The sequence below is a fragment of the Shewanella sp. NFH-SH190041 genome (assembly GCF_024363255.1).
Lineage (GTDB): Bacteria > Pseudomonadota > Gammaproteobacteria > Enterobacterales > Shewanellaceae > Shewanella.
The window spans coordinates 3,810,518-3,834,371 of the sequence record NZ_AP026070.1 but is presented as its reverse complement, the minus strand read 5'-3'; the positions used below and the strand labels follow the sequence as shown (position 1 = coordinate 3,834,371).

At 49.2% G+C, this 23,854-nt stretch carries 23 protein-coding genes; 17 read left to right on the top strand and 6 right to left on the bottom strand.

Annotation, left to right across the window (positions count from 1 at the left end; all coding sequences use genetic code 11):
* Nucleotides 1-18 precede the first annotated feature (18 nt).
* The 3 genes from dnaB to NFHSH190041_RS17130 all read left to right on the top strand — a co-directional run bounded on the left by dnaB (nt 19) and on the right by NFHSH190041_RS17130 (nt 3,851).
* A complete protein-coding gene (dnaB, locus tag NFHSH190041_RS17140; protein WP_261922924.1) occupies nt 19-1,428 on the top strand; it encodes a replicative DNA helicase in 1,410 nt (469 codons plus the stop codon).
* Nucleotides 1,429-1,473: 45 nt separating this feature from the next.
* Nucleotides 1,474-2,553 carry an alanine racemase gene (gene alr, locus NFHSH190041_RS17135; RefSeq protein WP_261922923.1) on the top strand — a complete coding sequence of 360 codons (1,080 nt, stop codon included), beginning with the start codon at nt 1,474-1,476 and terminating at the stop codon, nt 2,551-2,553.
* A gap of 92 nt (nt 2,554-2,645) precedes the next feature.
* Nucleotides 2,646-3,851 (top strand): BamA/TamA family outer membrane protein, encoded by a 1,206-nt coding sequence (locus NFHSH190041_RS17130; RefSeq protein WP_261922922.1) that lies wholly within the window; start codon nt 2,646-2,648, stop codon nt 3,849-3,851.
* Between the two features lie 109 nt (nt 3,852-3,960).
* Here NFHSH190041_RS17130 and NFHSH190041_RS17125 read toward each other — a convergent pair whose 3' ends face one another.
* Nucleotides 3,961-4,425, bottom strand: a complete 465-nt coding sequence (locus NFHSH190041_RS17125; RefSeq protein ID WP_261922921.1) for a chemotaxis protein CheX — start codon at nt 4,423-4,425, stop codon at nt 3,961-3,963.
* Between the two features lie 225 nt (nt 4,426-4,650).
* Between NFHSH190041_RS17125 and dusA the strand changes: the two genes are divergently transcribed.
* From dusA to NFHSH190041_RS17110, 3 genes are all read left to right on the top strand, one after another.
* A complete protein-coding gene (dusA, locus tag NFHSH190041_RS17120) occupies nt 4,651-5,673 on the top strand; it encodes a tRNA dihydrouridine(20/20a) synthase DusA (RefSeq protein ID WP_261922920.1) in 1,023 nt (340 codons plus the stop codon).
* A gap of 260 nt (nt 5,674-5,933) precedes the next feature.
* Nucleotides 5,934-6,203: a hypothetical protein gene (locus NFHSH190041_RS17115; RefSeq protein WP_261922919.1), complete on the top strand. Its 270-nt coding sequence runs from the start codon at nt 5,934-5,936 to the stop codon at nt 6,201-6,203.
* A 57-nt stretch (nt 6,204-6,260) separates the two neighbouring features.
* Nucleotides 6,261-6,596, top strand: a complete 336-nt coding sequence (locus NFHSH190041_RS17110) for a hypothetical protein (protein WP_261922918.1) — start codon at nt 6,261-6,263, stop codon at nt 6,594-6,596.
* Nucleotides 6,597-6,621: 25 nt separating this feature from the next.
* On the opposite strand, the gene NFHSH190041_RS17105 is transcribed toward NFHSH190041_RS17110, so the two are convergent.
* The gene (locus tag NFHSH190041_RS17105; protein WP_261922917.1) at nt 6,622-7,362 is read right to left on the bottom strand and encodes an enoyl-CoA hydratase-related protein; all 741 of its coding nucleotides are present in this window, start codon (nt 7,360-7,362) and stop codon (nt 6,622-6,624) included.
* A 32-nt stretch (nt 7,363-7,394) separates the two neighbouring features.
* Between NFHSH190041_RS17105 and NFHSH190041_RS17100 the strand changes: the two genes are divergently transcribed.
* From NFHSH190041_RS17100 to NFHSH190041_RS17090, 3 genes are read left to right on the top strand one after another with little or no spacing between them, the layout of a single operon-like run.
* Nucleotides 7,395-7,859, top strand: a complete 465-nt coding sequence (locus NFHSH190041_RS17100; protein ID WP_261922916.1) for a copper chaperone PCu(A)C — start codon at nt 7,395-7,397, stop codon at nt 7,857-7,859.
* A gap of 11 nt (nt 7,860-7,870) precedes the next feature.
* The gene (locus tag NFHSH190041_RS17095; RefSeq protein WP_261922915.1) at nt 7,871-8,842 is read left to right on the top strand and encodes a DUF2333 family protein; all 972 of its coding nucleotides are present in this window, start codon (nt 7,871-7,873) and stop codon (nt 8,840-8,842) included.
* A 2-nt stretch (nt 8,843-8,844) separates the two neighbouring features.
* Nucleotides 8,845-9,582, top strand: a complete 738-nt coding sequence (locus NFHSH190041_RS17090) for a TIGR04219 family outer membrane beta-barrel protein (RefSeq protein WP_261922914.1) — start codon at nt 8,845-8,847, stop codon at nt 9,580-9,582.
* Between the two features lie 72 nt (nt 9,583-9,654).
* Here the strand turns inward: NFHSH190041_RS17090 and tolC are convergent, their stop codons facing one another.
* Nucleotides 9,655-10,980, bottom strand: a complete 1,326-nt coding sequence (gene tolC, locus NFHSH190041_RS17085) for an outer membrane channel protein TolC (RefSeq protein WP_261922913.1) — start codon at nt 10,978-10,980, stop codon at nt 9,655-9,657.
* A 244-nt stretch (nt 10,981-11,224) separates the two neighbouring features.
* Here tolC and nudF point away from each other — a divergent pair, with 244 nt between their 5' ends.
* Genes nudF through parC form a run of 7 tightly spaced genes read left to right on the top strand, consistent with a single transcriptional unit; the run spans nt 11,225 to nt 19,103 of the window.
* On the top strand, nt 11,225-11,851 hold the full coding sequence (nudF, locus tag NFHSH190041_RS17080) for an ADP-ribose diphosphatase (protein ID WP_261922912.1): 627 nt from the start codon (nt 11,225-11,227) through the stop codon (nt 11,849-11,851).
* Nucleotides 11,835-12,269 (top strand): DUF1249 domain-containing protein, encoded by a 435-nt coding sequence (locus NFHSH190041_RS17075; protein ID WP_261922911.1) that lies wholly within the window; start codon nt 11,835-11,837, stop codon nt 12,267-12,269. The genes nudF and NFHSH190041_RS17075 overlap by 17 nt, the downstream gene beginning before the upstream one ends.
* Nucleotides 12,270-12,285: 16 nt before the next feature.
* On the top strand, nt 12,286-13,125 hold the full coding sequence (gene cpdA / locus NFHSH190041_RS17070) for a 3',5'-cyclic-AMP phosphodiesterase (RefSeq protein WP_261922910.1): 840 nt from the start codon (nt 12,286-12,288) through the stop codon (nt 13,123-13,125).
* A gap of 28 nt (nt 13,126-13,153) precedes the next feature.
* Entirely contained in the window at nt 13,154-13,732 is a 579-nt protein-coding gene (locus NFHSH190041_RS17065; protein WP_261922909.1) for a YqiA/YcfP family alpha/beta fold hydrolase, read from the top strand.
* Nucleotides 13,733-13,785: 53 nt separating this feature from the next.
* The gene (gene parE, locus NFHSH190041_RS17060) at nt 13,786-15,672 is read left to right on the top strand and encodes a DNA topoisomerase IV subunit B (RefSeq protein WP_261922908.1); all 1,887 of its coding nucleotides are present in this window, start codon (nt 13,786-13,788) and stop codon (nt 15,670-15,672) included.
* Between the two features lie 33 nt (nt 15,673-15,705).
* On the top strand, nt 15,706-16,833 hold the full coding sequence (locus NFHSH190041_RS17055) for a PQQ-dependent sugar dehydrogenase (protein ID WP_261922907.1): 1,128 nt from the start codon (nt 15,706-15,708) through the stop codon (nt 16,831-16,833).
* Entirely contained in the window at nt 16,833-19,103 is a 2,271-nt protein-coding gene (gene parC, locus NFHSH190041_RS17050) for a DNA topoisomerase IV subunit A (RefSeq protein WP_261922906.1), read from the top strand. The genes NFHSH190041_RS17055 and parC overlap by 1 nt, the downstream gene beginning before the upstream one ends.
* 233 nt (nt 19,104-19,336) lie before the next feature.
* On the opposite strand, the gene NFHSH190041_RS17045 is transcribed toward parC, so the two are convergent.
* Nucleotides 19,337-19,528, bottom strand: coding sequence for a bacterioferritin-associated ferredoxin (locus tag NFHSH190041_RS17045; protein ID WP_261922905.1), 192 nt, complete (start codon nt 19,526-19,528; stop codon nt 19,337-19,339).
* A 538-nt stretch (nt 19,529-20,066) separates the two neighbouring features.
* On the opposite strand from NFHSH190041_RS17045, the gene NFHSH190041_RS17035 reads away from it, so the two are divergent.
* Complete coding sequence (locus tag NFHSH190041_RS17035; protein WP_261922904.1) at nt 20,067-21,647, top strand: PAS domain-containing methyl-accepting chemotaxis protein; 1,581 nt, start codon at nt 20,067-20,069, stop codon at nt 21,645-21,647.
* Nucleotides 21,648-22,094: 447 nt separating this feature from the next.
* Here the strand turns inward: NFHSH190041_RS17035 and NFHSH190041_RS17025 are convergent, their stop codons facing one another.
* A complete protein-coding gene (locus NFHSH190041_RS17025) occupies nt 22,095-23,021 on the bottom strand; it encodes a D-2-hydroxyacid dehydrogenase (protein ID WP_261922902.1) in 927 nt (308 codons plus the stop codon).
* A gap of 143 nt (nt 23,022-23,164) precedes the next feature.
* Nucleotides 23,165-23,851, bottom strand: a complete 687-nt coding sequence (locus NFHSH190041_RS17020; protein ID WP_261922901.1) for a glycerophosphodiester phosphodiesterase — start codon at nt 23,849-23,851, stop codon at nt 23,165-23,167.
* Nucleotides 23,852-23,854 lie beyond the last annotated feature (3 nt).

The window sequence follows — 23,854 nt, the reverse complement described above, 5'->3', positions numbered from 1 at the left end:
TTGTAATCGGGAGCGTGAATGTCTCAGCAAGGTGCTTTTAAGCCTAAAGGCAAAGCCAAAGATGCCCAGATGGATGCCCTAAAGTTACCGCCCCATTCATTGGAAGCGGAACAGTCGGTACTCGGTGGCCTGATGTTGGATGCCGAAGCCTGGGATAAGGTATCTGAAGCCGTCGTTAAAGAAGATTTCTACTCCCGTTCCCATCGGATGATTTTTGCATCGATGCAAAAGCTGGTTGAAGCAGGCCAGCCAATCGATTTGGTGACGGTTTCTGAACAGCTGGAATTATCCAGCGAGCTAGAGGATGCCGGTGGGTTTGCCTACCTAGGGGAAATTGCGAAAAACACCCCTAGTGCCGGTAATATCGTTTCTTATGCCGAGATTGTCCGTGAGCGGGCCGTGGTGCGAGAGATGATCCGGGTCGCCCATGAAATTGCCGATGCCGGTTATAACCCGGAAGGGCGTGATTCCAGTGCATTGCTGGATCTGGCCGAAACCAAAGTATTTAAAATTGCCGAGCAACGGGCGAATGCCAATGAGGGCCCAGAAGGGATTAAAACCATTCTGGAAAAAACCGTTGATCGGATTGAGCAACTCTATAACAACCCCCATAACGGTGTTACCGGGGTATCCAGCGGCTTTGCCGATCTTGATGGCATGACGGCTGGTTTCCAGTCCGGCGATTTGGTGATTGTGGCGGCTCGTCCCTCTATGGGGAAAACTACTTTTGCCATGAACCTGTGTGAATACGCGGCCATGAATGAAGATAAGCCAGTGCTGATTTTCAGTCTGGAGATGCCTTCAGAACAGATCATGATGCGTATGTTGGCCTCGCTGGGGCGGGTTGATCAGACCAAAATCCGTACCGGTCAGCTGGATGATGAGGACTGGGCTCGCGTGTCGTCCACCATGGGTATTATGCTAGAACAGGGTAAGATGTATATCGATGATAGCTCAGGTCTGACGCCGACAGAAGTACGTAGCCGGGCCCGGCGAATTGCCCGGGATCACGGCGGGCTATCCATGATCATGGTCGACTACTTGCAATTGATGCAGGTACCAGCATTGGCCGATAACCGAACCTTAGAGATTGCCGAAATTTCTCGCTCTCTCAAAGCCCTTGCTAAGGAGTTAGAGATCCCGGTTATTGCACTGTCCCAGCTTAACCGCTCGCTGGAACAACGGGCCGATAAACGCCCGGTGAACTCAGATCTGCGTGAATCAGGCTCTATCGAGCAGGATGCCGACCTTATTATGTTCATTTACCGGGATGAAGTGTATAACGATGACTCTGCGGACAAAGGTACCGCCGAGATCATTATCGGTAAACAGCGTAATGGCCCTATCGGGCGGGTACGCCTGACCTTCCAGGGGCACTTCTCCCGGTTCGATAGCTATGCTGGCGCACTTCAGTTTGATGAAGACTGATGCGCTGGTTTTGTGTGTTTTTTTTCAGTTAGACAGGGCATTTCTTTGAAACCTTTTCCCCGTGCAGAGATCAGTCTCAGTGCACTGACACATAATCTGCAGCAATTAAAACAGCTCGCTCCTGGCAGTAAAGTGATGGCAGTGGTTAAGGCCAATGCCTATGGTCACGGTCTGTTGCATGTCGCCCGCCATTTGGATGGGGCGGCTGATGGATTTGGCCTAGCTAGGCTAGAGGAAGCGCTGGAATTACGACATGGCGGCATTCAGGGTAAGTTAATGCTGTTAGAAGGCTTCTTCCGCCCGGATGATTTGCACAAATTAGTCGCTCACCATATTGATACCGTTGTCCACCATGAATCTCAGCTGGAAATGCTAGAGCAGGTAACATTAGATGAGCCGGTGAATGTTTGGCTGAAAATTGATTCCGGTATGCACCGTCTGGGCTTTACGCCGGAGCAGTTTTCCGCGGTATATGAGCGGCTGGGGCGTTGCCCGAATGTGGCTAAGCCGATTAATTTAATTACCCATTTTTCCCGCGCCGATGAACCGGATGAAGATTATACCTCGGTACAGTTAGCTATCTTTGATGCGTTGACCAGCGACCTGCCCGGCGAACGCTCACTGGCCGCCTCTGCGGGGGCACTATTTTGGCCGCAGAGCCAGCGAGACTGGATCCGTCCGGGTATTGCTATCTATGGGGTATCACCAGTGACCGGTGATTTGGGCATTAATCATGCCTTGATCCCGGCAATGGAGCTGAAATCTCAGCTGATTGCAGTTCGAGATCATAAAACCGGAGAGCCTGTGGGCTACGGTGGTTATTGGCATGCCGGGCGGGATACCCGTCTGGGTGTGGTGGCAATAGGTTATGGTGATGGTTATCCTCGCAATGCGCCGGAAGGGACACCTGTGTGGGTTAATGGTCGCCGGGTACCGGTAGTTGGTCGCGTGTCTATGGATATGTTAACGGTGGATTTGGGGCCTGGAGCCACAGATAAAGCTGGTGACGATGTCCTGCTATGGGGCCAAGCGCTGCATATTGAAGAGGTCGCCGAGCATATTGGCACCATTTCTTACGAATTGATGACTAAGCTCACGCCTCGTGTGGCGGTATGTGTGGAATAATTCCCGCTGTTCAGCTCCGGGCAAGCAAGCCTGGATAGAATATAAAAACGGCAAAATGAGTTGCCGTTTTTTTGTGGCTGGAATTTTTAATAGTGAAAAAAATCAAGGATGTAATCATATCTCTGGCCGTGACAGGATTGTTGTCATCTGCCGCATTTGCCCAGCAGCCAACCACGGATATGCCAGCCATATCTCCCGAGTCTGCTGTGGTGCCGTTTGTCTTCGCCAGTGAAAATCTCAGTACGGCGTTTGGCGCAGCCGGGGTCATTAAGCATGCTGGGCAGCCACAGGCTAGCGTGCTGGGTATCGGCCTGTATACCACTAATGACAGCTGGGTCGGTTATTTGGCGGCCAATCATTATCAACTGCCCGGATTGTCCCAGTGGTTATTTAGTGCTGAGTATTATCAAGGGCTGTTTCAGGAAGGGATTTATTATCTGCCCGGCGAAACTGAGGCGGCAACCCGAGTCATAACCCGGGGAGAGGAGCAATTTGCCAAGCTGCATATTGATTATGTGTTGCCCATTGGTCGCGGGCGGCAAGGGGCTGTGGCCGCTATGGGGCCGAGTCGCGATATCAGCTGGGATCCTCGGGTTTCCGGGGTGAGCAGTATCAGGCTGACGGCGTTTAATCAATCCCATTCCTTAGCGGTTGAGCAAGCTGTTCCTGAGCATGCCCGTGGCGTGGCGCTGCAGTTTAATTGGGATAACCGTGATAACGGTCGTAATAGCACCCGGGGCGGTCAGAGCAGCCTAACGCTGAAATATGGCACAGCTAGTGATGGCAACGAAAATTGGCAAACGTGGGAGCTCGAGCAGAGTCTGTTTGTGCCGTTGGGACAAAATCAGCTATTTCGTCAACAGGTGTTAGCAGCCAATCTGTATCTGGCCGATACCCCGAGTTGGGATGAGCAAAGTGACGGGCAATGGCACCGACCACCGGCTTATGCGGGTATCAGTCTGGGGGGATTTGAACGACTGCGAGGCTATTCCGCTCGGCGTTTTACCGGTCGCAGCGCTTTGTTGTACACCTTGGAGTATCGGGTGCAGCCCCATTGGCAACCACTGCAGCAGTGGCCAGTATTTAATTTTTACGATGTGCCTTGGTGGCAATGGGTCTTGTTTGCCGAGGCCGGTCAAGTCAGTGATAATTTTTCCGCCTCAGCGCTGCATGATGATATGCATTGGAGTCTAGGTGGCGGGGTAAGGTTTGAAGTGGAAAGCGTTGTTGTGCGGGCTGAGATGGGCGTCAGTGCTGACAGTAAACAATTCTGGGTGATGGTGAGTCAGCCGTTCTAAATAGATAGTCGTGATTGCGGTGCCATGATGTTGCCCATGAAGATGGGCTGAAAATCGCTGAGCTGCAAAGTGCAATCCCCGACAACTGCTGCTGTCGGGGATGCGTTAATTACTTTTCAAAACAGATTTCGATATAGGCTTTCCCGAAGATACTGTTAAACGGCATGATCAATTTTTTGCCAGTACAAATATGCGCAATATGGTGATCTTTTCCGGCCACGACTACGGGGGTGGCCATATCAAATTCAAACCCTTGTTCCCCTAATATCTTTTTCGCACCACCGGCCACCATATTGGTGATTTCCCCCACCATGTCTGTGACCTCTTCATTCAATTCTTCCGGCGCTTCCCCCAGCATATTTTGCATCACTTTACAGGCCAGTTGCTCCTCAAAGGTGATGGATAATGACCCTTTTACTTGTGGCCCAACCATACCGATTAACCCGGACACATCACCGCGGGCAACTTCATCCAGTTTTATTTGCGGCCGGCTAGGGGTGAGCTGCAAAGTTGCCATGGTATTGATGACATTGAGAAAGGATTCTAAAAATGGATTGATAAATTGCACATTCATAGTGGAGTAAGGTTCCTTTATCGTCCAAAAGTTGTAGTTGTGTTGCTGCTGCAAATGTAAGCTTAGGCGGTTTTAGTGGCGGTGACAGGGAATCTTATGGTGGACTGATATCATCGTTCGCGCCGTGGCTTTGTTATGCTCCCCGGCCGCTATCTGTGTATAATCCGGCCTTTGAACGGCAGCATTGCTGTCCTGTGCGACTTTCAACTGCAAGGCACTTTTTACATGTCACAGACCCCCATTGCTAACCATGACACCATTACCCCGCTAAACCGTCGCTTTTCTGTGGCGCCAATGTTGGATTGGACTGATCGGCATTACCGCTACTTTGCCCGTTTGATGTCTGCTCAGACGCTGCTGTACACCGAGATGGTGACCACTGGGGCAATTTTGCATGGCAAAGGGGATTATCTGGCCTATAACCAGCAGGAACATCCATTGGCTCTGCAATTGGGCGGCTCTAACCCGGTTGATTTGGCCGCTTGCGCCTTAAAGGCGCAGCAGTATGGTTATGATGAAGTAAACCTCAATGTGGGCTGCCCATCGGATCGGGTGCAGAACGGTCGTTTCGGTGCCTGCTTGATGGGGGAAGCGGCGTTGGTGGCCCAGTGTGTCGATGTGATGCGTCAGGTGGTAGACATTCCGGTGACAGTGAAAACCCGCATTGGTATCGATGTTCAGGACAGTTATGAGTTTCTGACCAGCTTTATTGATACCGTTAAAGCCGCTGGTTGCGACACTTTTATTGTCCATGCCCGCAAAGCTTGGCTGCAGGGATTGAGCCCGAAAGAAAACCGCGAGATCCCACCGCTGGATTATGAGCGGGTGTATCAACTGAAACGGGATTATCCCGAGTTACACATTTCGATTAATGGCGGTATTACCAGTATCGAGCAGGCCAAGGCGCAACTGGAACAGCTTGATGGCGTGATGGTGGGACGCGAGGCGTATCAGAATCCTTATATTTTGTCTCAGGTTGATACAGCGCTGTGTGGCTTGGGTACGCCGGTATTAAGCCGGGAGCAGGTGATTGAGAAGTTGCTGCCTTATATTGAGGCGCACCTTGCTAACGGTGGGCGTTTAAACCATATCAGCCGGCATATTATTGGGCTGTATCAGGGGCTACCGGGTTCTCGAGCTTGGCGTCGTCATTTGAGTGAAAATGCCCATAAGCCGGGTGCGGGTACCGAAGTGATCCTGCAAGCGCTGGAAAAAATGCAGCAACAGGCCAACTTGTTGCAAGACTGAGCGACAACAACGCGTTATCAGCTGGGAGCAGCCAGCTGTTACTCTCCCATAGTCAGAGATTAAAAAAAGTGGCGAAAATAACAACAGTTTTGGTTGTTTTCGCCACTGTAATACTTTTCCCCTTCATGCTTTTTCGCATTAAATAACTCATAACTAACCTTCCTAGCTTTTATTAATCAGTGTCTTATCTGGTGTTTGAGCAACTTGGCATGACTGTTGATTTATCCCGCATAACTTAAGCCGGTATAAAAGGATTTAACATGACTTGCCTAAAGGTTTGTGCTGTTGCTTTGATGCTAATGACGGGATGGAGTGCGCAGGCAGCGATGGATGACGCAATGCTGCAATCGGATCTCAAACAGCATATTGAACATTCACTGCAACAGCAGCAACAAGAACTCACTGAGCAGATAACCCATGAGTTGCATTTCACTCTAGGCCTGCAGCAATTGGAGTTAGAACAGCAAATAACAACGCATGTGAACGATGCCCCGCAGATGCCGCCAGCCTTACTCACTCAGAAACAATAAATTACCTGCAAAGACGAAATCACCTCTTGGATAAGACAGGATGTAGGAGGAGTGAACATGACATTACTGAGCATGCTTTGCGCCGTGTTGGCATTGATTGTTCTGACATTATTAGATGTCACTGGGGGATGGACCGGTATCGGCATTTTACAGTTGGAAGCTTTCAGCACTAGCGGTTGGTTAACAGGGTTACTGGGGCTGATATTGTCATTATTAATGCTGTGTGTCTTGGCTGTCGTTTGTTCTACTTTGTTACTGCCGTTTATGGTGTTAATGGCGTTGGCGGCATTGCTTTATGCCGGTGTGACACTGTTATGGCCGATATTGTTAGCTGCAGTGGTTGCGGTGTTATTGCTGCGTTGGCACGCCAATAGCCGCTCTGTTACTGAATAGGGCACTTAGAGCGGCAATTAACTTGTCAGGTCTTATTTAAAAATGCACTGAACCTTGCTCGGGCTTCTTCACTTTTTAACTGACTGCCAAAATGCTCCAACTCCAGATACATCTGATGCTGTAGTCGGTTGCGATTGCTACGCATCAACTGACGGGTGAGTTGCACCGCTCCTGCTGGTTGACGGGCGAGTTTGTGTGCCACAGATAATGTGTGGCTGTGCAGGGCATCAGGCGTGATAATTTCATTAATCAATTTCAATTGATGGGCGGTATGGGCATCAAATGGTTCCCCAAGCAGTAATAGCTCTGCCGCTTTGGGATAGCCGACCAATTGTGGCAGCAACATACTGGCGCCAGCTTCTGGTACAAGGGCTAAATTGACAAAAGGTAGCTGGAATTGCGCGGTGGGATCGGCATAAATCAAATCACAATGCAGTAGCAAAGTGGTGCCAATACCGACCGCTGAGCCACTGACGGCTGCGACCATAGGTTTTTTGAGTTCCAGCAAACAAAACAGAAAGCGAACTGCCGGATGCGAGGGACCTAGATCACCATTGGAAATAAAATCACGGATATCATTGCCTGAGGTAAAACACTGGTTTTCACCACATAACATGAAGACTTTGATATCATTGTTGGCTTCACCTTCGATAAGGTATTCTGTCAACTGCTGATACATGTCGAGTGACAGGGCGTTGCGTTTTTCAGGACGGTTAAAACAGATTATGCGCACCCCAGCGTCATCCAACACCTCGATATTGCTCATTCGTTGATTCCTTATCGACTGGCTAAGACTACATGGAGTGTATGACATTGAAGTTATTATTCAAACAGCTGCTTTTAACCTGCTTGTTTTTATTGGTGTTACCTGTTGCTCAAGCTGAAATATTGCTGAATTCCGGTATGGTGAGAGCCTTGCCTGAAGGGGTGCCCAATACCGCAGCGTATCTGACATTACGCAATACTGGCGTCGCGGCCGCATTAACTGGGGTCAATACAGATGTGGCCCGGGAAGCTCAATTACACACGCTGATTGAAAAGCAAGGCATGATGAGCATGCGACAGGTTAAGGCATTTTCGCTACCCGCAAATGGTACGCTGGAGCTTACTCCCGGCGGCGATCATATTATGTTACTCGGGTTGAAGCAGACGCTTCACCCCGGCCAGCAGGTAACGTTGACGCTGCATTTTGATAATGGACAATCTTTACTGGTAACCCTGCCGGTACAGAAATCTGCCGGTGGTCATCACCACCATCACTGAGGAACGAAATCATGGGATTGAGCTGGAAAAAGCTGACAGGGGCGGCATTAGCGATATTGCTAATATTTTATGCGATCGGGGTTTGGTGGAGTGTTGAGCCTGAGCCATTGGCACCGGAAACACTGAAAACGCCAGCGGGCCAACCCGTGATTGGTTATGCCACCACATCGGCCCTCATCGATACCATGAAAACATTGCTCAATAAGAGCGGTGGCTGGCAGTCCAATGATGTATTACCGCCGACGGTATTGATGGACAATATGAAGGCGTTTGAATTTGGTGCGCTGGAACAATCCCGGGATTTGGCGCTGATTATGCGCAAAGAGTTCAGTCGCTCTCAATCCCAAAGTACAGCGGATAAAGATCTGCTTGAGGCTCACTCTAAGCTCAATATTGATCACACCTCTTGGTTAGTGCCCAAAGCCGAAAGTGAATACAACGATGCAATTAAATTGCTGGAGATGTACCGCTCTCGGATAGCGGACAGTGATAATAGTGATGCCCAGTTTTATGCCCGAGCCGATAATCTCAATGAGTGGCTTAAAGAGGTGCAAAAGCGTCTTGGCAGTATGTCTCAGCAGTTATCTGCCAGTGTCGGGCAAGAGCGCATTAATACCGATTTAGCTGGAGACAGTGCCGCCAGACAATCTACACCATCGGGGAGCTCATATCAGCTGAAAACCAGTTGGTGGCAGATTGATAATGTGTTTTATGAGGCCAGAGGCTCATCTTGGGCGCTGTTGAATTTTATGAAAGCCGTTGAATTGGATTTCGCCGACGTACTGAAAAAGAAAAATGCTGAGGTTAGTCTGCGGCAGATCATTCGGGAGCTGGAAGCAACTCAACAGCCCGTTTGGAGTCCGGTGATCCTCAACGGCAGTGGTTTTGGATTGGTCGCGAACCATTCACTGGTGATGGCCAACTATATTTCGCGGGCGAATGCCGCGGTTATTGATTTAACTAACTTGCTTTCTCAAGGGTAATTATGAAAAAAACAATGCTGGCAGGTGCCGTATTAACTGCGCTGGTATCAACTGCGGCTCAGGCCGACATGTTGCTGGGAATAAAGGCTGGAGCTGATTACTGGCAGGCCGATGCTGATGGATCTTTTGCCGAGCGCGGCGCCCCTCAGCAGGATTTTAACTTTGACTCTTCCGGTCAGGGTAGTGTCTGGGCATCATTAGAGCACCCTATCCCGCTAGTGCCAAATGTGGCGCTGCGGGAAAACCGCATCAAGGAAAATGGCAGTTTAACCGGCGCTAATTTCAATTTCGGTGGTCAGCCATTTACTGGTGATACCAACGCCAAAGCAGATTTGAGCAATACTGACTTTATCCTCTACTACGAAATTCTGGACAATGACCTAGTGTCATTGGACTTGGGGGGGGCTTACAAGCAGATGCACGGCAGCTATACCGTGACAGATGCTAGCCATAGCGCAAAACAAAAGTTGGATGATGGTGTGGTGATGGGCTATGCCAGCGCTAAGGTTGGTGTGCCAGGTTTAGGATTGTTTGGTTTTGCTGATGTGATGGCCGGTCTAACTGAAACCCAGGTGCATGATTATACCGTGGGATTAGGATGGCAGTTTGATGGCATGATCCTCGATACCAGCCTGCGTGCCGGTTACCGTGAGTTTAACTTTGATGCCGACAAATTCTCTGGCCTGAACTCCAATATGAAGTTTAAAGGTTTCTTCGCCGGGGTTGAGTTGCACTTCTAAGTGAGTCACTTAGGTAATTAATAAAAAACCGCCTGTACGGCGGTTTTTTTATGTCTGTATTAGCAATTAAGGCTATTTAGTTGCTGCAGCAGTCAGCCCATTGTTAATGGCGGCAACATCACTTTCAGTTAACGTCCCCGCGGCTTGTTTCAGCGCCAGAATAGACTTGATATAAGAGTATCTGGCATCAGATAACTGGCGCTTGGAGCTGTACAGGTTACGGGTGCTGTTCAACACATCCACAATGGTACGGGTGCCGACTTCAAAGCCTGCCTGAGTGGCTTTCAGCGCGCTCTCAGAGGAGATAACGGTTTGCTCATAGGCTTTGATAGAGCTAATTGCAGCAACCACATTATTGAAGTTGTTACGGATATCCTTAACAACCGCTCTGTGTACCTGCTCCAGTTTTTCACTGGCAGCGACAAAACTATATTGTGCCTGGTTTACCTGAGAGCTGACTTTAAAGCCTTCAAAAATGGGGACACTGACATTGACGCCGATACTGGCGTTACCCCGATCTGCTGCTGGGGTGTTTTGCTCAAACGTGCCGTTATAACCCGCCGTCAGATTGACTGATGGCATATGTCCGGCTTTAGCCAGGGCGATTTGCTCTCCAGCAATATCTTTGGCAATGCGCTGAACTAACAGCTCGATTGAACTGTCTTCTGCTTGTTTCAACCACTGGGTTGCACTGTCTGGCATCGGCAAGCTGGCCGAGAAGCGCTGGGTATCCAACACATCAATATGGGCATAATGGATGCCGGTGATCTCCTGCAGCGCCTGATAACTATTTTGCAGTGTATTTTCCGCCAAGATTTCCTGCGCGCGCGCCAAATCGAATTGAGCCTGAGCTTCATGCACATCGGTAATCGCCGTCAGTCCGACGGCAAAGCGTTGCTTGGTTTGCTCCAGCTGACGGCCGATGGCGGCCACTTCGGCTTTTTGGAATTCCAGTGCATCTCTGGCGCTGAGAACATTGAAATAGGCATTGGTAACGCGCAGGATTAATCCTTGCAGCGCGGTGGCATAACTGGCATCAGCCTGCGCGGCAACTTTTTCGGCTAGGCTCAGTCCAACCCAAGCACTGTGGTTATAGATCACTTGATTGAGGGTTAAATTACCGTTAAAGCCATTGGCGCTATTAACGCCTGTGTGGTCGTCGTTTTTATCGACCCAAGATTTACCGTACCCAACACTAGCACTCAGCGTTGGCAGTAAAGGGGCTCGAGACTCTTCAATTTTTTCATATAGAGCGTTACGCTGAGCTTGTGCCTGCAGTACGACCGGATCATTGGTCAGTGCCTGCTGGTAAATTTGGAGTAAATCTTCGGCGTGCACTGCAGTGCTGGCTGCAGCAAGGGAGATCGCAGCGCAGAGAGAACGGATTCTGAATTTCATTGGCTGTCCTTTTTGAGACAATACTCCCGCGATAGTTGGGAGTTGATTAACTTGTGCATGAGGTGGTGCCCGGCGAGTAGGGCCAAAGGCGATTTGCGCTTCCCGACGCTGCCCAATATTGGTCAAACCTAAATACTAAAAAATCAACCAAATTTAAGTCAAATGCTAAGTGTAACAGATTTTATTTTCCGGAATTTGTTAAGTATGTTGATATCATTGATAAAAATTATTTCAGGAACAGCTGATGAAACAAACCGATTTTAATATGGATGATGTTGAAATCATTGCAGAAAAAGATCTTTATCACGGCTTTTTTTCTCTGCGGCAATATCGCCTGCGCCATCGACTTTATAGCGGCCAATGGAGCGCAGAAATGACTCGGGAAGTATTTGATCGGGGTCATGCCGTGGTAGTGTTGCCTTATGATCCGGTGCGGGATCAAGTGGTATTGATCGAGCAGTTTCGCTTCCCCGCCTGTGATACCACGGCGCATCCATGGCTTTTAGAGCTGGTGGCCGGTATGATCGAGCCTGGAGAGTCACTGGCACAAGTCGCTGAGCGTGAGTTGGAAGAAGAAAGCGGCCTGAAAGCGCTGTCATTACATCCGGTAAGCAGTTATTTAGCCAGTCCGGGAGGCAGTACTGAGCGGTTTCATTTTTTCTGGGCTGAAGTCGATGCTAGCCAGGCAAAAGGGATCCACGGATTGGAACAAGAACATGAAGATATCCGTGTCGTGGTGGTCAATCGCGAGGAGGCCTATCATTTACTGCAGCAGGGGCGGATTGATAATGCTGCCGCTGTTATGGGGCTGCAGTGGTTGCAGTTGAATTATCAGCAAATTTTGGTCAAACAAGGTGAAGAACACAGTTAAATCCTATCGTTATCAGCCGAATGTGTCGGCATTTTTATCTTTATGCGGCCGCAATTATGCCCATATTCTTCATTGGTTGCCGTCAGATGCGCAACAAGGACTGCAGTGGCGAATAGAGGGCGGTTTTGGCGTATTGGACATCGCTTTGCTGGAAAATACCCCTTATACCCAGCTGGTGCGTATTGCCCGGCCAACGGGTAAAAGTGGCTTAATCCCTGTGCCCAACGTGTTGGTAAGGGTGTACCACGACGCTAAATTGGCAGAAGTGTTAACTGGACAACAGATTTCGCAACTTCAGGCAGTGTATGATTATCCCAATTTACGTATGTATCAGCGCGATGAGAAGTACCAGGTCAATGCATTCCTGGAGGAGCTGTTAAAAATAGGCCGACGGGCAACACGGGTTTGTCTGTCCTGACATTTTGGGTGCATTAATGCTGCAAGAGGCAGTCTCTTATTCCATTCCATGCAATAACTGTGTTCGTCTGGTTCAGATAACTGATCCCCATCTGTTTGCCGATGTTGAAGGCCAACTCTTAGGGGTGAATACTGCCAAAAGCCTGAATGCTGTGCTTGATACATTTCGCGCGGTGCAGTACCCGGCTGACTTTATGTTGGCTACCGGCGATATCAGTCAAGATTATTCTCCTGAGTCATACCGCAGTTTTGTCCGTGCAATCTCGCCATTGAATCTTCCTTGTCATTTTCTGCCCGGTAATCATGATGATCCTCGTATTATGCATCTGCATATGCAGGGGCCTAAGGTACATGGCCATAAGCGGATTTTGGCGGGAAAATGGCAAATCATCATGCTGGATTCAACTGTGCGAGGTAAGCCCGGCGGTTTTCTTGCGCCAGCAGAATTGGCTTTAATTGATGAAGCTGTCGCCGCTTTCCCTGAACACTACACCCTGTTGGTGATGCACCATAACCCAGTGTTGGCCAATTGCACCTGGCTTGATCAGCATTGTTTGGCCAATGGTGAAGCCTTTTTAGCGCATATCAGCCAATATGCTCAAGTGAGAGGGGTGTTATGGGGGCATATTCATCAACAGTTGGATATTGACTATCCACGGGCTGGTGCGCCTTTGCATTTAATGGCGACACCATCTACCTGTATTCAGTTTAAACCCCAGTCCCATTATTTCGCTCTGGACATTCAGCAGCCCGGCTATCGTTTGCTGGAGCTCAGGCCAGATGGTAGCATGCTTACCAATGTCTACCGGGTACCAGGCGACCGATTTTCGCCGGATAAGGACGCCAGCGGTTATTGAGGACTCCGTGACCGCAGCGTGAGGATTTATGCTGCTTTATATTCACGGGTTCAATAGTTCCCCCCAGTCTGATAAAGGTCGCCAGAGTGCAGCGTTTATTGGCGAAAACTTTCCTGAATTAGAGTTTGTGGCGCCACAGTTACCTGCGGCGCCTGCTGAAGCCATGGCACTGTTGGAACAATTGGTTTGCGATGCGCTCGAGCAGAAGCAACCTCTGGCATTTATCGGCTCATCCCTCGGTGGTTATTATGCAACGTATTTAGCTGAAAAATATGGCGGCCGGGCGGTGCTGGTGAATCCTGCCGTAAAACCTTATGAGCTGTTTGCCCAGTTTCTCGGCACTCAGCATAATCCCTACACTGGGGAGACATATCAGGTGATGCCGGCCCATCAGCATATTCTGAAAAGCTTCGATACCGAGGTCATTCGTCACCCGGATCGATTTATGGTCATGCTGCAAAGTGGGGATGAAGTACTGGATTATCGCCAAGCTTTGGCAAAATACCATTGCTGTGAACTGCGCTTGGAAACGGGCGGGGACCACAGTTTTATCGGTTATGCATCTCATCTGGATGATATCAGCCGTTTTTTACAGTTATCAAATTAAACTCAAGGTGCCGACAGTTGTGACTGTTAGGTTACCTATTGATTGTGTGCGCTATGACTAACCAATACACCTCTGACGCGATTGAAGTGTTAAATGGCCTGGAGCCGGTAAAACGCCGGCCAGGCATGTACACGGATACCACCCGCCCCAACCATTTGGGGCAAGAAGTCATCGACAACAGTGTCGATGAAGCACTGGCGGGACATGCCAGTAAAATTGATGTCATTCTTCACACCGATAATTCATTAGAAGTGATTGATGATGGCCGTGGTATGCCGGTGGATATCCATCCGGAAGAAGGCATTCCAGGGGTGGAGCTTATCCTAACCAAACTCCATGCCGGTGGTAAGTTTTCCAATAAAAACTACCAGTTCTCCGGTGGTTTGCACGGGGTGGGTATTTCTGTTGTTAATGCTCTATCCAGTCGGGTGGAGATTAGCGTCCGCCGAGATGGCAAAGTGTACGACATTGCCTTTGAGCATGGTGACCGAGTTGAAGCATTGCATGAAACCGGTACTTGTGGCCGGCGTAATACTGGCACTCGAGTCAGGTTTTGGCCAGAAGCCAGTTATTTTGACTCTGCCAACTTCTCCATCAGTAAGTTGGTGTATTTGCTTAAAGCCAAAGCCGTACTGTGCCCTGGACTGCGGATCCGTTTTTTCAATAAGCAAAACGGTGAAAACCAGGAGTGGTATTTTGAAGATGGTCTGACCGACTATCTGAAAAGTTCGCTTAAAGATGCGCTATGTCTCCCAGCTGAGCCATTTATTGGTAATTTTGCCGGTTCTATTGAAGCAGTGGACTGGGCCATTACTTGGTTGCCTGAAGGGGGGGATTATATTAATGAAAGTTATGTCAACCTGATCCCGACGCCGCTGGGCGGTACCCATGTAAACGGCTTTCGCCAAGGCTTGTTGGAATCCATGCGGGAGTTTTGTGATTTTCGCAATCTGATCCCTCGGGGGATCAAGTTAGCCGGTGAAGATATCTGGGACCGGGCCAGTTTTATTTTGTCAGTGAAAATGCAAGATCCACAGTTTGCTGGCCAAACCAAAGAAAAGCTCTCCAGCCGCCAGTGCGCCACGTTTGTTTCCGGGATTTTGCGTGATGCATTTTCTCTGTGGTTGAACTCCAATACTGAGCAAGCAGAAGCCTTAGCGGAAATGTGCATCAATAATGCGCAGAAACGTTTGCGGGCAGCAAAAAAAGTAGCGCGGAAAAAGGTGACATCCGGCCCTGCGCTGCCCGGGAAACTCACGGACTGTACCGGGCAGGATCCAGCCCGTTCAGAGCTATTTCTAGTGGAAGGTGACTCGGCAGGGGGCAGTGCTAAACAAGCCCGTGACCGGGAGTTTCAAGCCATTATGCCGCTGCGGGGTAAGATCTTAAACACCTGGGAAGTCGATGGCTCCCAAGTGTTAGCCTCCCAGGAAGTGCACGATATTTCCGTGGCGATTGGCTGCGATCCTGACAGTGATGATATTTCTGAACTCAGATATCACAAAATTTGTGTGTTGGCGGATGCGGACTCTGATGGATTGCACATCGCCACACTGTTGTGCGCCCTGTTTTTACGCCATTTCCGGATATTGGTGGAGCAGGGGCACATCTATATTGCCATGCCGCCACTGTTTCGTATTGATATTGGTAAAGAAGTGCATTATGCCCTGGATGAACAGGAAAAAACCGGCATCATTGACCGTCTAGCCGCAGAGGGTAAGCGGGGGAAGGTGCAGGTAACGCGCTTTAAAGGTCTGGGTGAGATGAATCCACTGCAGCTGCGGGAAACCACCATGGACCCGAATACCCGTCGCTTGGTCCAGCTGACCATTGATGATGCGGAAGAAACATTGGCGTTGATGGATATGCTACTAGCAAAAAAACGCTCTGGCGATCGTAAAACTTGGCTGGAAACCAAAGGGGATTTGGCCGTTATCTAAACTGCGGGTGCAAATAACCACTGGATGTGACCCATGCGAGGATGGAAAAGGATTTTCTGCATCATAGCTGTGATGCTGTTACCGCTGTTTTTCACTGTTTCGTCACAGGCTAGACCGGTAATTTTGACTGTCGCCAAAGGATTTGGCGTCAGTCTGTATGCTAGCGGATTGGACGATGCCAAACAGTTGGCGCTGGGACCCGAAGGTACGCTATTTGTCAGTTCTGGCAGCTCAGGCCGCATTATTGCCCTCAGTGATGATAATCATGATGGTCGAGTAGATCGCCGTTATGTGATTGATCGTAATCTGGACTGGCCTCAGGCGATGGCATTTGCCGACGGCAATCTTTATGTGGCCCAGGGGCGCAATATTCTGGCGTATCGCAAGATTGAACAACGTCTGCGTCGTCCGCCCCGCCCTCAGGTGGTGTTTCGTGATTTGCCGTTATCATCTGCCCAAGTGGCGATGTCGATGGCATTTTCTCCCGATGGCCAGTTGTATCTGGCTGTGGGCGCTGGTTGCAATGTCTGTCTGCCGCAGGCCCCGCTAGGCAGTATTCTGGCGCTGGATTTACAGCAGAGTGAGATCCGTCAGGTTGCCACCGGGGTACGCCAAGTGCTGGGGATGGATTGGTCTCCACAAGATAATCTACTCTGGTTTGCCGATGATAGCCGAGAGTGGATGGGGGACAATTTGCCCGCCGATGAAATTAACCGTTTGGACATTGCTGGAAGTCATTTTGGTTTTCCGTTTATCCATGGTCGCAGCACGTTGGAGCCGATGTTTAACCGCCCGGCGGCATTGAATGTCAGTGCTCCTGTGTATGAGTTACCAGCCCATGTGTCGCCAGCCGGAGTGCATTTTTATCGGGGGCAGGCATTTCCGCCAGCCTATCAGCAACAGCTGTTTGTGGCCGAGCATGGTTCGGATAACCGCTCTAGTAAGGTGGGTTATCAGCTAGTGATGCTGACACTGGCACAAAACCAAGTGGTTAAACGCAGCACTATAGTCAGTTTTCTCGATGGTGGCTTTCCGGTCGCACGACCCTTCGCCATCATAACGGCGCCAGATGGCGCCATGTATATTTCCGACGATATGAAAGGCAATATTTACCGCCTGTTTTACCGTGCGGCGGAAAATGAACAACAGGAATCAAAATAATGAGTGATTCGATAGATCTGAGTCTGGATGGGGTGGAGCGGATGCCGCTGCGCCGCTTTACCGAAGACGCATATCTGAATTATTCCATGTACGTCATTATGGACCGGGCTTTGCCACATATTGGTGATGGTTTAAAACCGGTACAGCGTCGTATTGTGTACGCCATGAGCGAACTGGGCTTACATGCCCAGGCTAAATATAAAAAGTCAGCCCGTACCGTCGGGGATGTACTGGGTAAGTACCATCCCCATGGTGATAGCGCCTGTTATGAAGCGATGGTACTGATGGCGCAGCCGTTTTCTTATCGCTACCCGTTGGTAGACGGTCAGGGGAACTGGGGGGCACCGGACGATCCTAAATCCTTCGCGGCCATGCGTTATACCGAAGCGAAACTCTCCAAATTTGCGGATGTATTACTGGGTGAGCTAGGACAAGGCACGGTTGATTGGGGCGTTAACTTTGATGGCACCATGAAAGAGCCACTGGTTTTGCCGGCCCGGCTACCGCATATTTTGCTAAACGGCATTACCGGCATTGCGGTGGGGATGGCAACGGATATTCCACCCCACAATGTGCGGGAACTGGTGGCAGCCTGTCATGAGCTATTGGATAACCCCAAGGCAGATTTACCAAGACTTATGGAATTGGTTCCCGGCCCTGACTATCCGACAGCCGCAGAAATTATTACTCCAGCGGCAGATATTGCCAAAATTTATCAAACTGGCCGGGGCAGCATCAAAATGCGCGCGGTATACAGTGTTGATAACGGCGAGATAGTCATCACTGCGTTGCCACATCAGGCTGGCGCGGGGAAAATCCTTGAGCAAATCGCTGCGCAGATGCAGGCCAAGAAGCTACCTATGGTGTCTGATCTGCGGGATGAGTCGGACCATGAAAATCCGGTGCGTTTGGTGGTGGTTCCCCGTTCTAACCGGGTGGATTGCGAACAGTTAATGGTGCACCTGTTTGCCACTACGGATCTGGAAAAAAGCTATCGGGTTAACCTTAATCTGTTGGGGCTGGACGGTCGTCCTAAAGTGCGAGGACTGAAAGAGATCCTGACAGAGTGGTTAGAGTTTAGAACCAATACTGTGAAACGCCGTTTGGCATTTCGTTTGGATAAGGTGCTCGCTCGACTGCATATCCTTGAAGCATTGATGGTTGCCTTCCTCAATATTGATGAAGTAATTGAGATCATTCGTTTTAATGACGAGCCAAAGGCAGAGTTAATCGCTCGGTTCAATCTGTCAGAAAAACAGGCCGAGGCTATTTTAGAGCTGAAATTGCGTCATCTAGCCAAGCTGGAAGAGATGAAAATTAAGGCTGAGCAGAATGAACTGGAAGCTGAACGGGAAAAGTTGGAGCAGCTATTAGGTTCTGAGCGTCGCTTAAAAACGCTGATCAAAAAAGAGCTAAGCAAAGATGCCGAGCAGTTTGGCGATGAGCGTCGTTCACCATTGGTAGAGCGATTGGAAGCGAAGGCTTTGACCGAACAAGAGCTGATCCCGGCAGAATCTGTGACCGTGGTGCTGTCTGATAAAGGCTGGGTGCGTTGTGCCAAGGGGCATGATATTGATGCTGAAAGCTTATCCTACAAAGCCGGAGATAAGTATCTGTGCAGCGCGCCAGGACGCAGTAATCAGCCTAGTGTCTTTATTGATTCTTCTGGCCGAGCTTTTGCGACTGATACCCATACGTTGCCATCGGCTCGAAGTCAGGGTGAACCGATTACCACTCGCTTTAATTTGGCCCCCGGGGTACAGATGGAGCATGTGGTGTTGGCGGATGAACAGCAGCGTTATCTGTTGGCCAGTGATGCTGGGTACGGCTTTATCTGTAGTTTTAGCGATATGGTATCGCGCAATAAAGCGGGTAAGGCATTGTTGACATTACCGGCTAACGCCAAAGCCCTGCCACCTTGTAAATTGGATATGTCAGGGGCCCCATCGATTTTGGCGATCACCAATGAAGGGCGCATGTTGATCTTTGGGCTTGATGCTTTGCCACAGCTGAGTAAAGGGAAAGGTAATAAGATTATCAGTATTCCAACAGAGCGGGCGAAAGCGCGGGAAGAGCTACTGACACACCTGTTATTGGTACCAGAAGGTGGCGCGGTGACACTGTGGGCCGGTAAACGTAAGCTGACATTGAAGGCCGCTGATCTGGAAAATTACCGCGGTGAGCGTGGTCGTCGCGGGGCGAAATTGCCGCGAGGCTTGCAGCGGGTTGATGCGGTCGAGTTAGGTGACGCCTCTAGTTCAGTGCTGTAATGCGACAAATCGGGCGCTGAAAATATACTGCGTTATCGGCTTTGATAGGTAGCGCAACTACCTATCAAAGCCTCTGCTTTGTATAAAGCACCCCTCAACTCGCTGCAAAAACAAACTTGAAAGGTCAACAGACCCTAATCAAAAAGCCGGTAGTGATACCGGCTTTTGTCTTTTCTGGCGGGCAATTATGGTCAAAGGTTGATACAAGCTCGCAGCAGATGATGCTGGGCGATTTATGCAACCTGATAATAATTAGCTGAGGTATTGGCCTGTTGTTTGATGATTTGTCCGGCCAGTTTGGCACATTTGCCGCACTGACTGGCAACACCCAATTGCTGTTTTACCTCTGCCAGAGAGTGGGCTCCGGCGGCAACAGCTTGGCGAATTTGGCTATCAGTAATGGCATGGCAAACGCAGACAAACATAAGTATTAATGAATGGAATAAATGGTAACAAGAGTGTAATTGATAACTATTTACAAATCCAGTAAGGGATTTGTCATTTGGGAATTTTTATCGAACGGGTAGGAAATCTGTCTTTAACTAGGGTCTGTTGACGTTTCATGGTTAAATTTTGTTCGAGATAAAAGCGTTTTAATCACGGCGAGAGGTTTGCTGCCTAGTTATTCTAAGCAAGAACCTCTCAACAAAGAGTAAAACGCTTTTAGCCGAACCCATCGGGCAGCGTTTGAGGTTCCTTTCTACTGCGTTATCGGCTTATCAGGTAGCGCAACTACTTATCAAAGCCTCTGTCTTGTATAAAGAATCCTCAAATCGCTGCAAAAACAAACTCGAAAAGTCAACAGACCCTAGCGTTGTCAGCGTATTTCACCTTTCTTGACTACACTTTATGGGGCGTTGGCTCAGTGGAGAAAATATCTGTCTGAAACCAACCATAATTTTGTGTTGCCCCTGATCCAAATAGTCAGGGTTTCGGGATATTGAGTTGAAGGCCGGAGCTGCTATGAGAAAGAACCTACCTGTGACCCAGAAAGAAAATGATTACCCTTCCGACTGGATCCTGCTTTCTACCACAGATACCAAAAGTATTGTTAAGTATGCCAATGAGTCCTTTTGTCAGGTAGCTGGATATCAGCTGTCAGATCTGCAGGGGCAGCCCCACAATATGGTGCGACATCCAGATATGCCGTCGGCTGCTTTTGCTGATATGTGGCAGACTATCCAGAAAGGACAGCCTTGGAAAGGATTGGTGAAAAACCGCTGTGCCAACGGGGATCATTATTGGGTTGATGCTTTTGTCACTCCGATAGCGGAAAATGGCCAGGTGGTCGAGTATCAATCCGTCAGGGTCAAGCCAAAGCGGGAGCAGGTAGAGCGGGCAGAAAAGGTTTATGCCAGCCTGAATAAAAAACAGCAGCATAAGGCATTAAAACGCGGGGTTGGGCTACAGGGGCGGCAGTTGATTGCCATTGTGCTCGGATTACTACCAATGTTGTTGTTAGCTAGCCAGAACGGGCCATTGGGATGGGGGCTGTTTGCTGTCAGTATCGCATTATTGCTGGGAGGCAGTTATTGGGCCTCCAGTCCATTTCGGGCATTGGTACAAAAAGCGCGCAATATCTATAACAGTCCTTTGATGACCTATCTGTATGTCGGCCGCCGAGATGATATCGCTGAAGTAGAATTAGCTATGCAGATGCAGCAATCAGAGTTGAAAGCATTGCTAGGGCGAGCATTGGATTCCTGTGAACAATCCGGTGACAATGCTGCCAGTTCATCTGCTAAATCGGAAGATGTACAAGGTAATAGTCATCACCAGCTGGGCGAGATGGATCAAGTGGCAACAGCTATGCAGGAAATGACGGCAACGCTGGGAGATATGGCCTCCAATTGTGCTGAAGCGGCTAATGCTTCAGTGAAAGCCTCAGAGGAATCAGTCAGTGGCGATCAAATTGTCACTAAGACAGTCGGGGCAATTAAAGGGATGTCCAGTCAGCTAAGTGAAACGTCAGCCGTGGTAACTGAATTAGAGGAACACAGTAAGGGCATTGGTACTGTGTTGGATGTGATCCAAAGTATTGCCGAGCAAACCAATCTATTGGCATTGAATGCAGCGATTGAAGCGGCTCGGGCCGGTGAGCAGGGAAGAGGTTTTGCTGTGGTTGCTGATGAGGTAAGAGCGTTAGCCCAGCGGACCCATGAGTCCACCACGGAGATACAAAGTATTATTAACCTGTTGCAACAGGGTACCAGTAAAGCGGTACACAGTATGCATCAGGGCGTGGATTCAGCAGGATCTTGTGTGGAGTTAGCCAATCAGGCGGGGGATGCCCTGCGCAATATTAAAGACTCGGTAGCTCACATTACTGATATGACCCACCATATAGCCAGTGCCGTGGAAGAGCAATCCAGTGTATCGAATGAGGTGAATCGCAGTGTGGTGAAAGTGTCTGAGCTCACCTGCGCCAGTAACCAATTGGGTGAAGAAATGCTGGTGTTAAACCGTGAAGTGCAGGATAAAATCAACTCTCAAAAAGTGCTGGTGGAACAGTTTCTTGCACGCAGTATCAAGCAAAGTCATTGAGATTAAGATGGTTAATATTGCGTAAAGGAGGCTTTGAGCCTCCTTTTTGATTCCTAGGGTCTGTTGACGTTTCAAGTTTGTTTTTGCAGCGATTTGAGGATGCTTTATACAAGGCAGAGGCTTTGATTGGTAGTTGCGCTACCTGATAAGCCGATAACGCAGTAGAAAGGAGCCTCAAACGCTGCCCGCAGGGTTCGGCTAAAAGCGTTTTACGCTTTGTTGAGCGGTTCTTGCTTAGCATAACTAGACGACAAACCACTCGCCGCGATTAAAACGCTTTTATCTCGAACAAAATTTAATCATGAAACGTCAACAGACCCTAGGGTTAGGATGTCGTGTTGAAGATAAAACCATAGCGATAGTTGTGGCAGGCTTTAAAAAGGCAGTCATAAATTGACTGCCTTGATATTGTTGCCGAGTAGCAAAACCTTGTTGTAACTGCAGCGTTTAATATCCCTGCTGAAAACAGACTTGGTGCGCCAGTGATTGTCCTTCCAAAAAGCGTTTGTAGTTATGGCAGAAAATCTCCATGACTTGCTCCGGAAAGCTGGGCGCAGCAATATGTGGCGTAATAATAGCGTTACTCTGTTGCCAGATGGCGTGGTCAGTTGGTAATGGCTCTTGGTTGAAAACATCCAGCACTGCCAGCTGTTGAGGATGACGCTGTAACTGTGTGGTGAGCGCAGTTAAATCCAGGACATCCCCCCGGCCTAAATTAAATAGCATGGCATCTGGCTTCATCAAACTAAGCAGGGTTTCATCAAGAATATGTCGGGTCTGGGGGGTACTCGGGAGCACATTAGCAATAGCATCGGTTTGAGCAAGCAGCTCCGGTAATGCCGTTAATGTCATCACCCGATCAAAACCATCAACAGCTTGTCCGGTTCGATTGATACCTCTGACTTGCATACCAAAATGCTTGGCAGTGATCGCGATATGGCGGGCAATAGAACCTGTGCCTAATAGGAGCAAATGCCTTCCTTGCAGGGTTTTAAAGTTACCGGGTTGCCACACTCTATCCTGTTGCTGTTGTCGGTATTTGGCATGTTGTCGTTGGTGAGCCAACAGATAACCAAATAAATATTCGCTCATCAGTGGGCCGAAAATCCCCTTGATATTGGTTAACAAATAATCTTGGCGGAGTCTTGGGCGCATCAGGCTTTCAACGCCAGCAAAGGTTGATTGCAGCCATTGTAATTCGGTAGCATGCCCTAAAAGTGGTGCAGCTAATCCGGGTTCAGCTAACCAGATATCGGCTTGCTTGATGTTGTGGGGCTCATCGCCAAGCAGGGTTAATCCCGGCAAAGCACTGTTGAGGATCAGGTGACGGTACTGCTCATTATCCCGGGTTAGCAGTAATAATTTATGGTCCATGCCATCTCCCAAAAGGGGTTAAGAGATCTCGCCGCGTAGGGCAGCGGTGTATTTATTGTAGTAATAATGGCAAAAAATCCATTTTTTGCCGTGAGATAAACAAAAACTCCTCTTTGTGTCTACCATGCTAGATGTGGTTGCAGTTAGAGCATGGCGGCAGTTTTGTCCGGATAGTTACTAAAGACGCCGTCAGCACCGATTTGTTGTAGATAGCGAATGTCATCAGCACTATCTACCGTATAGACGTACACCTTGATGCCTCGCCGGTGAGCATCAGCAATAATTTCTGCGGTGATAAAGCCTATATCCAGATGCAGAGAATAGGCTGACAGACGCTCGGCACATGCGGCCAGATCCATCGGGATCCCTTCAATTAATGGGGCGATTCGGGCACTTGGAATTGCTTGTTTAAACTGTTGTAGATATCTGTGATTGAATGAGGATATTAATAGGGTGTCAGTGCTGTATCCCAGTTCATTGATCAGCTTGGGGTAAAGGGTTATCAAGGCTTCAACCGTGCCTTCACCTTTGAGCTCAATATTGACCAGTGGTCTGGGGCTGAGGGTTGACATCAATTGCCATAAAGATGGGATAGGTTCGCCACCTACGGTAACTTGGCTTAATTGCGACAGGGTTTTGTGGCTGATTAACCCCTGACCATTGTCACTGATACCATCGAGCTTTCGATCGTGAAATACCATCAGTTCGCCTTCAACCAGATAAACATCCAGCTCTACTGCAGTGGCGCCCAGTTTCAAAGCTTGTTGCATTGCTTTGATGGTGTTTTCCGGTGCGTACCCACTGGCACCCCGATGTGCGAAAATTAACACAGT